This window comes from Bartonella sp. AP57NXGY (genome assembly GCF_042195805.1).
In the GTDB taxonomy this organism is placed as follows: domain Bacteria; phylum Pseudomonadota; class Alphaproteobacteria; order Rhizobiales; family Rhizobiaceae; genus Bartonella.
In genome coordinates this window covers 13,274-27,696 of sequence record NZ_JBHIOZ010000003.1, presented here as the reverse complement: position 1 = coordinate 27,696, position 14,423 = coordinate 13,274, and the positions used below count along the sequence as shown (strand labels likewise).

At 36.8% G+C, this 14,423-nt stretch carries 13 protein-coding genes; 4 read left to right on the top strand and 9 right to left on the bottom strand.

Features of this window, described 5'->3' with window-relative positions; translation table 11 throughout:
- Positions 1-51: 51 nt before the first annotated feature.
- From pyrH to ACFIL8_RS00910, 4 genes are all read right to left on the bottom strand, one after another.
- Positions 52-771 carry a UMP kinase gene (gene pyrH, locus ACFIL8_RS00925; RefSeq protein WP_273790666.1) on the bottom strand — a complete coding sequence of 240 codons (720 nt, stop codon included), beginning with the start codon at positions 769-771 and terminating at the stop codon, positions 52-54.
- 156 nt (positions 772-927) lie between these two features.
- Positions 928-1,851 carry a translation elongation factor Ts gene (gene tsf, locus ACFIL8_RS00920; RefSeq protein WP_375612122.1) on the bottom strand — a complete coding sequence of 308 codons (924 nt, stop codon included), beginning with the start codon at positions 1,849-1,851 and terminating at the stop codon, positions 928-930.
- 102 nt (positions 1,852-1,953) lie between these two features.
- A complete protein-coding gene (rpsB, locus tag ACFIL8_RS00915; protein ID WP_273788135.1) occupies positions 1,954-2,733 on the bottom strand; it encodes a 30S ribosomal protein S2 in 780 nt (259 codons plus the stop codon).
- Between the two features lie 167 nt (positions 2,734-2,900).
- Positions 2,901-3,737, bottom strand: a complete 837-nt coding sequence (locus tag ACFIL8_RS00910; RefSeq protein ID WP_273790664.1) for a cell envelope integrity EipB family protein — start codon at positions 3,735-3,737, stop codon at positions 2,901-2,903.
- A 145-nt stretch (positions 3,738-3,882) separates the two neighbouring features.
- Here ACFIL8_RS00910 and ACFIL8_RS00905 point away from each other — a divergent pair, with 145 nt between their 5' ends.
- Entirely contained in the window at positions 3,883-4,344 is a 462-nt protein-coding gene (locus ACFIL8_RS00905; protein WP_375607219.1) for a RidA family protein, read from the top strand.
- A gap of 134 nt (positions 4,345-4,478) precedes the next feature.
- Complete coding sequence (locus ACFIL8_RS00900) at positions 4,479-4,901, top strand: HIT family protein (protein ID WP_375607220.1); 423 nt, start codon at positions 4,479-4,481, stop codon at positions 4,899-4,901.
- Between the two features lie 7 nt (positions 4,902-4,908).
- Here ACFIL8_RS00900 and clpA read toward each other — a convergent pair whose 3' ends face one another.
- Both clpA and clpS read right to left on the bottom strand, forming a co-directional pair.
- Positions 4,909-7,260 (bottom strand): ATP-dependent Clp protease ATP-binding subunit ClpA, encoded by a 2,352-nt coding sequence (gene clpA / locus ACFIL8_RS00895; protein WP_375613468.1) that lies wholly within the window; start codon positions 7,258-7,260, stop codon positions 4,909-4,911.
- A 6-nt stretch (positions 7,261-7,266) separates the two neighbouring features.
- The gene (gene clpS / locus ACFIL8_RS00890; RefSeq protein WP_375612119.1) at positions 7,267-7,638 is read right to left on the bottom strand and encodes an ATP-dependent Clp protease adapter ClpS; all 372 of its coding nucleotides are present in this window, start codon (positions 7,636-7,638) and stop codon (positions 7,267-7,269) included.
- Positions 7,639-7,868: 230 nt separating this feature from the next.
- Between clpS and ACFIL8_RS00885 the strand changes: the two genes are divergently transcribed.
- Positions 7,869-9,218, top strand: a complete 1,350-nt coding sequence (locus ACFIL8_RS00885) for a D-alanyl-D-alanine carboxypeptidase (protein WP_375629618.1) — start codon at positions 7,869-7,871, stop codon at positions 9,216-9,218.
- 32 nt (positions 9,219-9,250) lie between these two features.
- Positions 9,251-9,529: a hypothetical protein gene (locus ACFIL8_RS00880; protein ID WP_375629616.1), complete on the top strand. Its 279-nt coding sequence runs from the start codon at positions 9,251-9,253 to the stop codon at positions 9,527-9,529.
- A 1,829-nt stretch (positions 9,530-11,358) separates the two neighbouring features.
- On the opposite strand, the gene ACFIL8_RS00875 is transcribed toward ACFIL8_RS00880, so the two are convergent.
- From ACFIL8_RS00875 to ACFIL8_RS00865, 3 genes are all read right to left on the bottom strand, one after another.
- Entirely contained in the window at positions 11,359-12,750 is a 1,392-nt protein-coding gene (locus ACFIL8_RS00875) for an L-serine ammonia-lyase (RefSeq protein WP_375620780.1), read from the bottom strand.
- A 340-nt stretch (positions 12,751-13,090) separates the two neighbouring features.
- The gene (locus ACFIL8_RS00870) at positions 13,091-13,780 is read right to left on the bottom strand and encodes a nitroreductase (protein WP_375612167.1); all 690 of its coding nucleotides are present in this window, start codon (positions 13,778-13,780) and stop codon (positions 13,091-13,093) included.
- Between the two features lie 159 nt (positions 13,781-13,939).
- Entirely contained in the window at positions 13,940-14,188 is a 249-nt protein-coding gene (locus ACFIL8_RS00865; protein WP_375688757.1) for a hypothetical protein, read from the bottom strand.
- Between the last annotated feature and the right edge of the window lie 235 nt (positions 14,189-14,423).

Below are 14,423 nucleotides of genomic sequence, written 5' to 3'. Positions count from 1 at the left end.
GATGTAACATTCATATTTCTGTCTCCTTCAATTGTCCTTTGAAGCTTACCCTTATTCCGATACTATTGTAAAGCGTCCTGTTCCATTCAAGACCTTAGCCAAACCGCCTTTTTCATGAATGGAATACACAATAATCGGTACATTGTTCTCACGTGCTAAAGTGACCGCCGTTGAATCCATAACAGATAATCCCCATTGCAAAACTTCAACATGTGTTAATTGGTCAAAACGCTTAGCCGTAGGGTCTATTTTTGGATCTGCTGAATAAATACCATCAACTTGTGTTCCTTTAAGAAGGACATCCGCACCAATTTCTGCTGCACGTAAAGTAGCAGCAGAATCAGTGGTAAAAAATGGATTTCCTGTACCACCTGCAAAAATAACAACTTTTCCCTGATTCATATAAGCTATTGCTTTACGTTGCGAGAAGCTTTCACAAATTTGTGGCATAGCAATCGCAGAGAGTACAACAGTTTCAACCCCTAATTTTGTCAAAGATGTTCGCAATGCTAAAGAGTTAATAGCAGTTGCAAGCATTCCCATATGATCACCTGTCACTCGGTCCCCACCATGCGAAGCAACAGCAACGCCACGAAAAATATTTCCCCCACCGATAACAACCGCAACTTCTATCCCCATTGTGCGCACTTCTGCAATATCAGCGGCAATACGGTCTACAACAGAAACATCAATGCCAAAATTCTGCCCTCCCATAAGAGCTTCACCAGAAGCCTTTAAAAGAATACGTTTATACGGAAGTGCTAATGCCATTCATAATCTCCCCAAAAGCACATTTATTTTCGCTTTTGACACCACGAAGGGCACCACTTTTTTCACGTGACGCCCTCTCAACAATTACATTGTTCCCCTCAGAGATTCTACAACCAACGATATGACTTTAAATCTCTGTTCAAGAGTTTGCAATAACTAGCCTTTTACAGCAGCAGCAACCTCTGCAGCAAAATCAGACTCCTCTTTTTCCACACCTTCACCTAATGCAAAACGAATAAAGCCTGTAATTTTTGCTGGAGCACCAATTGATTTCTCAGCATCCTTTAAAGCGGCCTCAACAGTTATATCAGGATTCATAACAAAAGCTTGAGAAAGCAAAACAACCTCTTCAAAAAACTTACGCATACGTCCTTCTACCATTTTTTCAATGATATTTTCAGGTTTTCCAGACTGACGTGCTTGATCTGAAAAAATTTCTTTTTCTCGCTCAACAGCAGCAGCATCAACATCTTGTGCTGTAAGTGCTAATGGATTGGTTGCCGCAATATGCATCGCGACCTGCCGACCAAAAGCAAGAGCAGCCTCTTTATTTCCTGTTGTTTCAATCGCAACCAAAACACCAAGTTTTCCAAGCCCATCAGCCACACTATTGTGTATATAAGTCGCAACAACACCATTCTCAACAGACAATTTAGCGGAACGACGAAATGTCATATTTTCGCCAATTGTACCAATTGCATCTTTAATCGTAAGCTCTACAGTCTTCTCAGAACCTGGATAAAGAGAAACAGAAACAGATTCAACATCCCCTAGCGTATCTAAGGCAGCAGTTGCTACTTTACGCACGATGTCTTGGAATCCATCATTGCGCGCAACAAAATCTGTTTCAGAATTAATCTCAACCAAAACTGCATGTGAATCTTTTGATACGACTCCGATTAATCCCTCAGCTGCTGTACGACCAGCCTTTTTATCTGCTTTAGCTATTCCTTTTTTACGAAGCCAATCAACAGCAGCTTCCATATCACCATTGGTCTCTGCTAGGGCGGCTTTACAGTCCATCATACCAGCGCCAGATAGTTCTCGAAGTTCTTTTACTTGTGCAGCAGTAATGCTCATATTTGCCTCTTTATTTTATAACAGTGAAAGCGTGCAAAATCCCTCTGCACGCCTATAACTTCTTCTTTAGACAATAAAAGTACCTTAATTAGGCATTTTATATTATTCAGAAACTTCTGAAACTGCATTTTCTTCCAAAATAGGCTCCACAGGTGCATCAACTTGAGCTCCTAAATCGATACCCATTGCTCCTTGCTGGCGTGCAATACCATCAAGAGCAGCACGGGCAAAAAGATCGCAATAAAGAGAAATTGCACGTGAAGCATCGTCATTACCTGGTATTGGATGTGTTACGTCATCGGGATCACAATTGGTATCAATAATAGCAATCACTGGAATACCTAAACGCTTTGCTTCTTGGAGTGCAATATTTTCTTTATTCGTATCGATAACAAAGATAAGATCTGGAACAGAACCCATATCTTTAATACCACCAAGCGCACGATTAAGCTTTTCACGATCACGTTCAAGATTTAAACGTTCCTTTTTAGTAAAGCCTTGCGCTTCAGCAGCAAGAATTTTGTCAAGCTTCCGCAAACGATGGATCGAATTGGAAATCGTTTTCCAGTTTGTGAGCATGCCGCCAAGCCAACGTGCATTAACGTAATACTGAGCGGAACGATTCGCCGCATCTGCGATAATGTCAGATGCTTGCCGTTTCGTACCAACAAAGAGAATACGACCACCACGCGCTACAGTATCTGAAACAAGTTTAAGTGCTTGGTGTAAAAGTGGAACGGTCTGAGCAAGGTCAATAATATGGATATTATTACGCTGGCCATAAATATAGGGAGTCATTTTGGGATTCCAGCGATGAGTCTGGTGACCAAAATGCACACCGGCTTCTAAAAGCTGGTGCATAGTAAAATCGGGTAGTGCCATAAATCTTATCCTTTCCGGTTCAACCTCCGCGGAAAAAGCAGGAAGACCTGCTACCGGCGGATGCTTGCTAGAAGTTTCTCACAGATCATTTGCAAACACCCAGACTCCGCGTGTGGAATAGCGCAAACATACTAATATTTGATTCTTTTTCAAGTTATTTTCTTTAATCATTTAATATTTGCATTTTCGCATTGATTAAGATCTTTTCCAAGTTCCAAGAATTCGAGACTGTTCAATTTTGCACGCACTGAAAAAGTTCCATAATCTATATGAAGATCACGCATGACACCATTCTCATGTAAGAGAAAACTGCTACGATAAACCGGCAAACCATCTTTATTTTCTCCATCATCAAAATAAGAAATTGTAACAGGCCAATATTCTTCTTCATCCAATTTTCTTACTTTTTCCGTTTCGCTATCAGATAAAAGCGTCTTCTTTTCCCCTATGACGATACTTTCTTTTATAACTTTATCTGCTTTATTTGTCCCATCAAATACAGTAACATTGTAAAAATGATCTCCTGCTTTTGCATGGCGGATAATATTTTTTAGTTGCATTATTGGAAATTCAGCCATTGCAAGCTTATACTCTTTTTCCTTTGGCTTTTTTAAGGTAACTGTAATACCATCTTGAGTACGCTCTGCAACCCCCTCGGCACGATGCACAACCTCTTCTCCCTCTTGATCTGTGATATTAAAACGAAATGTACGGCTGTCTCCTGTCTCATAACTCGTCGTCTGTTGATCAGTCAAACGTACTGGCATATCTTCAATGTGAACACGGCTAATGAAACGAAAACGTGTGCTATAGCCTTGGCATGCCGAACCAGTAAGCTCGTAAACCATTCGTCCTGACATCGCAGAAATTGTCATTTCATGAGAAACACTATCGAGATGAAAATCATAAATTGCTCGATGAGGCACAATAAAAATGGGCTCTTCAGCTCTCGCAGTACATAAAAAAACAATATATAAAATTATTATAAATAATGATCTAATCATTCCCAACTTCCGAACTTTATCCCCGTTGCATAACATCATACAATAAGGCAAAAAAGGCTAATTTCTCAATTAACCACACATTTTCTTAAATCAAAAAATAGATTATGCAATGAATATATTATAAAGCAGCTATGGAGTTAAAATTATGACCAATATGATTGAAAAAAACTTAGAAAAATTCGGAATCACTCTTCCTGAAGTAATCTCCCCCCTTGCCAATTACATCACCACTTCACAAAGTGGCAATCAACTCTTTATTTCTGGACAACTCCCTCTTATTAATGGAAAACCAATAGCCATCGGTAAAGTTGGTGCAACTGTGAATACCGAACAAGCCCAAAAAGCATCTGAAGCTTGCGCTCTCAATATTCTCGCGCAACTCAAGGCAACTCTGGGTGACTTAAATAAAATAAAACGTGTGGTCAAAATTACTGTTTTTGTGGCTGTAGATTCTCATTTTACCGATATTCCTTTTGTTGCCAATGGAGCTTCTAATTTATTCGTCAATATCCTTGGTGAAATTGGAAAACACGCCCGTTCTGCTATTGGTGTTGCCTCTCTTCCTATGGATGTTCCTGTAGAAGTTGAAGCCATCATAGAAATCTAAACCTTCATTAAGACAGTGCATTATCCTAAATATAACTGAAGTCAAAATACTTCTTTGTCTTACACTCTGATAAACCTTGCATTTTTTCGTTTTTAAATTAGAATCTTAAACTTACGATAAAAGGAAATATTTGTATGAAACAAGCTTATGACAATAACAATATTTTTGCTAAATTGATTCGCAATGAAATCCCTTCTGTTCGGGTCTACGAAGATGATGATGTTATTGGATTTATGGATATCATGCCACAGGCACCAGGTCATACGCTGGTCATTCCTAAAAAAGGCTCTAGAAACTTACTTGATGCAGATCCTGAAACATTATTTCCTGTTATTAAAGCTGTTCAAAAAATTGCAAATGCTGTCAAAAAAGCCTTTCAAGCAGATGGCATAACTGTCATGCAATTTAATGAAGCAGCTAGTCAACAAACCGTCTATCACCTTCATTTTCATATTATACCACGTATGGAGGGAATAGAGCTTACCCCTCATAATGATATGGTAACGCCTCCAGAAATACTTGAAGAGAATGCAAAAAAAATTCGTGCAGCTTTATAACACACTCTTAAGTTGTTGTGCTTTTTTTTCCTACACGTTTTTTTGTAAAGTTTTCCATTTTACTTTTCTTTGAACTTACAGATATATCGGAAGATGAAATTTCTAACTGTAAGCTTTCTTTTTTACCATTTGATTTTTGTGTCAATACGCGAACGGTACCACCATTGCGTAACTTTCCAAATAAAATTTCATCAGCTAATGGCTTTTTAATATATTCTTGTATAACACGCCCTAATGGGCGTGCTCCCATCTGAGAATCATATCCTTTATTAGAAAGCCATAAAGTTGCAGAAGGGCTTAATTCAAAACAAATTCCTCGATCAGCTAATTGTGCTTCAAGCTGAAAAATAAATTTTTGCACTATCTGATTGATGATTAAATGAGATAAAGGTGCAAACGGAATAATTGCATCTAACCGATTACGAAATTCTGGTGTAAATAACCGATTGATTGCTTCTATATCCTCACCATCACGATGTACTTTCCCAAATCCAATAGCTGATTTTGCCATATCTGAAGCACCAGCATTGGTTGTCATAATCAAAATAACATTGCGGAAATCAATTTTCTTACCATTATGGTCTGTTAATCTACCATAATCCATTACCTGCAATAAAATATTAAATAACTCTGGATGCGCTTTCTCAATCTCATCTAGCAATAGAACTGCGTGAGGTTTCTGATCAACGGCATCTGTAAGGAGACCTCCTTGATCAAACCCTATATAACCTGGAGGTGCTCCGATTAAACGTGCTACCGTATGCCGTTCCATATATTCTGACATATCAAAACGCAATAATTCAATGCCTAAAGATGATGCAAGCTGTTTTGCAACTTCAGTTTTTCCTACACCTGTTGGTCCTGAAAATAAATAACTTCCTATTGGTTTATCCGGTTCGCGTAAACCTGCTCGCGCCAATTTTATGGATGAAACTAAGACGGAAATTGCCTGATCTTGACCATAAACAACATGTTTGAGTTCTCTTTCAAGCTTACTCAGTATCTTCTGATCATTCCGGGAAACTGTTTTTGATGGAATTCTTGCAATTGTAGCAACAGTCGCTTCAATTTCTTTAACACCTATACTCTTCTTGCGTTGTTTTTGTGGCAAAAGCTTTTGCGCTGCGCCACTTTCATCAATAATATCAATTGCTTTGTCAGGTAACCTACGGTCAATTATATAACGTGAAGATAATTCTACAGATGCCTTCATCGCCTGATCTGTGTATTTAATCTGATGAAAATCTTCAAAGTAAGGCTTCATCCCCTGCAAAATCTTAATCGCATCTGTAACAGAAGGTTCATTAATATCAATCTTCTGAAAACGACGCTCTAAAGCACGATCTTGTTCAAAGAATTTGCGATATTCTCTGTAAGTCGTCGAACCAATACATCGCATAGTTCCAGAAGATAACACAGGTTTCAAAAGATTTGCTGCATCCATATTTCCCCCTAATGTCGCTCCTGCTCCAATTAAGGTATGAATTTCATCAATAAATAAAATAGCATCTGGATACAGCTCAAACTCTTTAATAACTTGTTTTAAGCGTTCTTCAAAATCACCGCGATAACGTGTACCTGCAACAAGTCCCCCCATATCAAGAGAAAATATTGTTGCATTTGATAAAACTTCAGGCACTTGCCCATCAACAATACGCTTTGCCAACCCCTCAATTATAGCTGTTTTCCCTACTCCAGGATCACCAACCAAAAGCGGATTGTTTTTTGACCTTCGACATAAAATCTGTATCATGCGTGAAATTTCTATTTCACGGCCAATTAATAAATCAATTTTTCCATTACGTGCTTTACAATTGAGATCAACACAATAATTCGTTAAAGCACTTGTTCCTCTTTCACCATTATCCGAAATCTGCTGATCTAATTGCTCTTCAAGTCCTTCAAGTAACATGGATAACCCATCATCACGCGTGACACCCTGTGAAATAAAACGTACAGCATCGTAGCGTGTCATTCCCATCTCTTGAAGAAAATATGCTGCATGGCTTTCACGTTCAGAAAAAATTGCAACAAGAACATTTGCCCCCGATACTTCATCTTTTCCAGCTGATTGTGCATGAATCACCGCACGTTGGATAACACGCTGGAAAAAAGCTGTAGGCTTTGTATCCTCATCAGCTCTAATCTGTTCATCTAACTCTGAGCGAAGATAATTGGTTAAGCGCTCTCGCAATTCCTCCACATCTACTTGGCAAGCCTGAATAACGGAATTTGCATCGGCATCATCTAACAGCGCAAGTAGAAGATGCTCTAGTGTTGCATATTCATGCCGTGCTTGAGTAGCAATTGTTAATGCACGATGCAAAACCTCTTCAAGACTAGGTGTAAAAGATGGCATAGCTCCTCACTTCCATTCCATTACACATTGTAACGGATGTTCATTTTGACGCGCACATTCCCTCACTTGTAATATTTTCATTTCAGCGACTTCATAAGTGTAAGTCCCACATTCTCCTATCCCATTGTGATGAACATTTAACATTATCCGCGTTGCCTCTTCGAAACTTTTTTTAAAAAAGTTCTTCAAAACGAAAACAACAAAATCCATAGGTGTGTAATCATCATTAAGCAAAAAAACTCGACATAATTTAGGTTTTTCGAGTTTTTCTCTAGCCTTAGGCATTATAACCGCACCATGCCTACCTTCATCCCAATTCTTGCCCTTTTCATTATGCATAATATGAGCTATAGAGTTTATTATGAGCATCTGTCCCATTATCGTTTTCCATGCAGCACATTTTTATTAATTTTAAATTCTTTCATAACTATTGCAATACCTGTTTGTATTAGAAATTTCCCTCTATGGTTAGACTTCAATCACTCACTCATAAAATAACTTCTGTAAACAAATTAGTAATACCATTCGTCTAAACTGCATCAATAAATTACAGAAAAGGAAGCTTTATAGAAGTTTTTTAGGATAAATGGAGAAATAGGATACTGCAAGTGTATATTAATTATCAAAAAATTATGCGCTACTGTAAAACAATAGCAATTTCTTTTGTTATGTTAGCTTTTTCTTACTGTTGGGCATCCGCCACACCTCAAGGCGCCTATCCTGATAAGTATGCGGCTATTGTTATAGATGCTACTACGGGAAAAACTTTATTTCAAGCCAATGCAACACTGAAACGTTATCCTGCTTCTTTAACAAAAATGATGACATTGTACTTACTCTTTGAAGCTATGCAGATGCGTCGTGTGACACCAAATACACCAATTCCTGTTTCACATTATGCAGCAATGCGTCCACCGACAAAAATTGGATTTAAAGCAGGCCAAACAATTTCTGCAGAATCAGCAGCTAAAGCACTCATTACAAGATCCGCAAATGATGTTGCTGCTGCCATTGCAGAATATCTTGGAGGTAGTGAAAAAAAATTCGCTCAAATGATGACAGTAAAAGCTCGTAAACTTGGCATGAAACATACACATTTTGCAAATGCTTCAGGACTTCCGGATGTGCACAATTATTCTACAGCACGAGATATAGCGACTTTGTCATTAGCTTTACGTAAACATTTTCCCAAACAATATAAATTGTTCAAAACAAAAAGTTTTAATTTCCGTGGACATAAAATTAACAGCCACAATAAACTTGTTAAAATAATGAAAGGTGTCGATGGAATTAAAACAGGCTACACACAAATGTCAGGTTCTAATTTAGCAACTTCGATGCGTCTTGAGGGGCGCTCTATTGTCGCTGTTGTTATGGGAGGTAAATCATCTACTGCACGTGACGAGCATATGGCTAGCTTATTGAATCAATATTTGCCCAAAGCAAGCCAAATGAAAAGTGGTGAACGTTTAATAGCTTCTGTACGCTATCACTTACCCACTGGGGCCAATACTCCTATACCGACCATTAAAGCTGATTCAAGTAATTTTGACGATGAAATTTCGACTATGTTGACAGCATTTGCAGAACAACCTAAAAACTCCAATATCGCAATAACGGCTGTCAATAAGGTAATTATACCAATACCGAATCCTCAAAAAACTATACCGGCTGAGACTCATAAAATTGTAACAGTCTCTTTGTCCGAAAATGCCGGATGGGCTATCCAAATTGGTTCTCTTCCTAGTGAAGAACAAGCAAAAACTCTACTTTTAAAAGCAAAAAATATAGCTTTTTCTACTTTAAAGCACGCATCTTCACACATGCAACTGTTTGAAAAAAATGGGCGGCGTTATTACCGAGCGCGCTTTACAGGGTTTCAATCAAAAAAAGCTGCATTTGACGCTTGCTCTACATTAAAGAAAGCAAATTTTAACTGCTATACTGTAGCCTACTAAAAATTTTTGAATTCTGCGTTAAGGATAGTATTATGACAGATAATGCTTTTGCTTCATTCCATAAAAAAGAAATTTTATTGAAGCAATCATCCCTCCTTTCATTGCGTCCTCTTCACGATGCTGCCGCAAAACTTACTGGTTTAAAATATAATTCTACTGCATTAGATACACAGTCTCTTGTTAACCTTCTCATTTGCCAAACAATGCGCAACCGTCGTCTCATAATGCCTCCTGTACGCATTCATTTACGCGTTGCGAGCCAAACTGGTAATGTGCCTATTAAAATCCGTTTAGGAGCAACAAATATTTAATTCTACAGACCCTCTCTAAAAAATTATTTTATTATTAACCATTATCTACAACCTTAGAAAACCTTTTGATAAACATACTTTTTTCTTAAATTGTTGAATTTTCTGACAGCTTTTCCAACTATCCAATATCTCCAAGCTTTCAATAAAACATTGTTAAGGACATAAAAATACCCAATATTTTTCCACTTTTGGATTTAATATAAAAAATTATCCTTGATATCTTTCTGGAAAAAATGAATAGCTTCATTAGATGAAAGCTTATCATTTGGTGGGATTATTGTAAAAGTTCAATAAAGAAAATCCCTCTTAATAACGCTCCCTATACAACATAAACGCTGTAAAAAAAAACAATCTCACTTCTCTTACTTGTATTTATGTCAACAGGCACAGAAAATTGGAAAATACAAATACTATCGATGAAAAAACGTAAATAAATTATCAGATTAAATATTATGATAACGATTCCCATAAGATTTTAATTTATAATTATAATTTATTTTTTGCATATTGAACAAGAGATTTTCGTAAAATACTCTTATTTTACTTCTTATATTGAATCAGTCAAAATCGCTCGCTTGCTCATCACGAGCAAAATTGACATATAAACCATTTACAAAAGGAATCAAAGTATCCCTTATGAATCATTTCAAGTACTAGGATCTTTTGTAATATTGAACGTTGAAAAAAAGGATGATATTGCTGGTTTTCTCCCTTTATAAATAAAGATGCTAATACTCTATAGATTTTATACCATTCATGGAAAACTTACATTATATTATTCATATGCAAGATACTGATTTATAAAGATAATTAATTATTTTGTATGTTAGATGAGAATCTCGAATATCGTAAGATTCTCTCATTTAAAATCTGTTTATGTTGAATCAATCAAAACCGTCTCTTGCATGTTATGAGCGAGATTAGTGTGTAGCGTGAAACTGTACCAAAAAGACTAAAAATGCCTATAATGAACCGTTTCAAATGCCAAGTGCTTTAGTCCCCCTGTACAGAGGGGGGTTCTGGCAAAGTGTGTAACCATGCCAGCGTACTTCTTTTTATTAAGCATAAAGATGGAGACAGCTCAATGGGTTTACCGTTATATCATTCACAGGTGCCATCGCGAAATGAGCTTGGGGGCACCTGAGAGATATTTTTTTAAAACGAACTCACGAACGCGTAACACGATAATGTTCTATCGTGTGCATTCTATTCTCATGAGAATTTTTATAAATATTTCTTAATGTATACGTTATTATTTATTTTAATTTTTTTGTCGGTACAAAATTTATAAATAAAAAAGATATTTCCAATATATCTCTTAATTATTGTAAATTAGTGTTTTTTTCAAGGCATTTTTTATCATACTAGGTAGAAAAAAACTTCACTTTTAAAAAATTAAAACCTTTAAAATTCTACTTTCTTCATCATAATTATTCAGACTTAAAACAAATTTTCCTTGGATACTCAGGCATAATCTTCCATTACTTAAAAGATATATGGCTATGGAAACTTTTTAAAGCCATAAAACCCAGCTAAAAATAATGGCAGATTGATCACTAATTTTACTTTACGCTTTCTTATTTTTTCCAAATTACACTTTTTCCCCACTTTAGAGACAAATCAAACAGATGTACAACACTCTCCCCTCCAAGCTTGCATGCAACACCTATTATTCGTTAAGAAAACACTGAATCATCTCAGATTTATTTCAAACTACTGCTGCATTAAAGTGGAATTTTGATTTATAAGGAACAAAAAACATAAGCTTTATTAGGAAATACGATCTCTCTCCAAAAAGTCCAGTTATGGATTGAAAAATGTTCCAGCTCTTAACAAGATATCGCATTGACTGCAAGACCACCTTTACTTGTCTCTTTATAGCGTTCACTCATATCATGACCAGTCTGGCGCATTGTTTCTATACAAGCATCAAGAGAAACAAAATGATCTCCATTACCATATAATGCAAGAGAAGAAGCCGTTACCGCCTTAACAGCTCCCATTGCATTACGCTCAATACAAGGCACTTGTACAAGACCTGCAACAGGATCACATGTCATTCCCAAGTGATGTTCAAGCGCAATTTCTGCCGCATTTTCAATTTGAGCTGGTGTTCCACCTAACGCTGCGGTCAACCCTGCTGCGGCCATTGAAGATGCCGTTCCAACTTCACCTTGACACCCAACTTCTGCACCAGAAATAGAGGCATTATGTTTAATAACACCACCTATAGCTGCTGCCGTTAATAGAAAATTATGTATTCCCTCTCGATCTGAATCATCATTAAACTGAAGATAATAACGCAAAACGGCTGGGACGACACCGGCTGCTCCATTTGTTGGTGCTGTAACAACACGACCACCTGCTGCATTTTCCTCATTGACTGCTATAGCATATACCGAAAGCCAATCATTTGCCCAAAGTGGATAATTGTAATTTTTCTTTTGTTTTTCCAAAAGCGTTTCATGCAGCTTTTTAGCGCGCCTTAAAACACGCAATCCACCAGGCAACTCACCTTCTTGTGAAAGACCTCTATCAATGCAATTTGTCATCGCTGAAAAAATTTCATCAAGCCCTACATCAAGAGAAGAACGCTCTATCTTTGTTTCTTCATTTAAGCGCTTCATTTCAGCAATTGAAAGCCCTGATTTTTCTGCCATTGATAACATTGTACAAGCAGAATCGAATGGATATGGTACCTCAAATGCTTCTGGTTGTATATTATCATTCATATGGCTTAATTCATCCTCAGTCACAACAAAGCCACCACCGATAGAATAATAAATCTGCCGCAACAGAACATTCCCATCAGTATCAAGTCCTTCAAAGGCTAGTCCATTTGTATGTCCAGGGAGGATTTGCTTTCGTTCAAAAATAAGATCACGTTGCACATCAAACTGATAAGCGGGATGACCTTCTGGTTGCACTTTTTTTTCACGTATAACTTTTTCTAACAAAAACCCCATGCTATCAGGATCAACAGTAGAAGCTTTTTCTCCTAAAAGTCCTAATATGATAGCTCTATCTGTTGCATGACCAATACCCGTGAAAGCTAAAGAACCATAAAGATAAACACGTATACGAGAAACTTGAACATCAGACGACTGAGAAAAATCTCCTATCTTTTGCAAAAACATATTAGCAGCAGTCATTGGTCCCATCGTATGTGAGCTAGAAGGACCAATCCCAATTTTAAAAAGTTCAAAAACAGATAGAAACACGTATCACCTTAAACTATAGTACAGCTTGAGCATATATGCTTTTTCATAACGTTTCTTCCGTTTAAAATCAAATTGCGAGATAAACTAAAAAAATGACAACAATAAACACGAATGTCGCTCGTCTTGCTACCACCCAACACTTTCTTTCTATAGTGTTTTCCATTAGCCAACCTTTAAAACGGACAATGCCCCTAGAGTCACCACTCCCAATGTTCCAAACGTAGTAAAATAAGTGTTAATATGCAATATTAAAATTCAATAAGGATGAGAAATCTTATCGGAAATATTTTTCATAATGCACTAAGTTCTTCAAAACATATGCTTAATTGTATAAAATATTTTATGGGTATGTTTCAATGAAACGTACAAATTTTTCTAACGATTCTCGTTCTGTCTCAAAATTGTTTTCTGGAGCACTCATATCGCGATAACCAAGTGCCATACCACAGATAATATGGCGATCAGAAGGAATAGATAAAAGCGTACGAATCTGTTTATGATAATCAGCAAAAGCAGCTTGAGGACAGGTATCTAATCCAAATCCACGTGCAGCTAACATAATGGTCTGCATAAACATACCCAAATCAAGCCAACTCCCCATTTCCATGTCGTGATCCATTGTAAATAAGAGTCCTACAGGTGCATCAAAAAATAAAAAATTTCGCGCCTTTTGATGAAGTATTTTTTCTTCATCACCTTTTTGAATTCCAAGACTCTGATAAAGATCCAAACCAACTTTTCGACGCCTTGAAATATAGGGCTCACGCCACTGACGTGGATAATAACTATATTCACGCTCTCCTTTTACACCTGAAAGCACAAGTTGTGAAAGCTCTTGCCCTACTTTCTGTAATACACTTCCTGTAAGCACAATTACTTGCCATGGCTGAATATTTGTTCCAGATGGTGCACGTGCTGCAAGTTTTAAGATTTCTTTGATTGTTTCCAAACTAACTGGCTGATCAGTAAAAGCGCGAATTGACTTTCGTGACAAAATAGATTGAAAAACACTCATAGGAGAAACTGTCATTGTTTTTACTTTCTTTATGAAAAATAGTTTTTTCTTATCAAGAATAATATACTGCGAAAATACCTTTGCAGCTTTTTCAAACACTCTATTTCTTTAAATGACTTACACATTTCACGCAGTGGTAAATATTCCCCTTAGAGACGGTATAATCTATCTCTTTTAAGAGAAAGAAATTAGTCTAAAAGAAGACAAAATAAATTTATAATCAATGACTACCCCCAACTCCGCGAAGCTCTCAAAAGAACTCTCTTCAATTCGTTCTAAATCCTGTAGAAGATCATCAACATCATGCTGCATCTGCTTTAAATCAGTTCGTTTTTTATGAATTCCTGCAATTAATTTCTTAAGCTTTTTCTCATCATCAGGTGGTTTTCCAACCATTGTCAACATATCAGATATTTCAGACAACGAAAATTTTACTCTGTTAGCATACAGGATTTGTTTTAACTTATGACGATCCGTTTATGTATAAATCCGTGTACTTCCACACCGAAAAGGGATAAGAAGTCCCTCTTCTTCATAGCAAAGTTCGAGCTATTATTGAAAACTCACGTGTTAATTTTCCAATTGAATAATATTCGTACATTTTATTATTCTGTCTGCATAGATCACATTGTTATAAGAAATATGTCTATTTTTTATA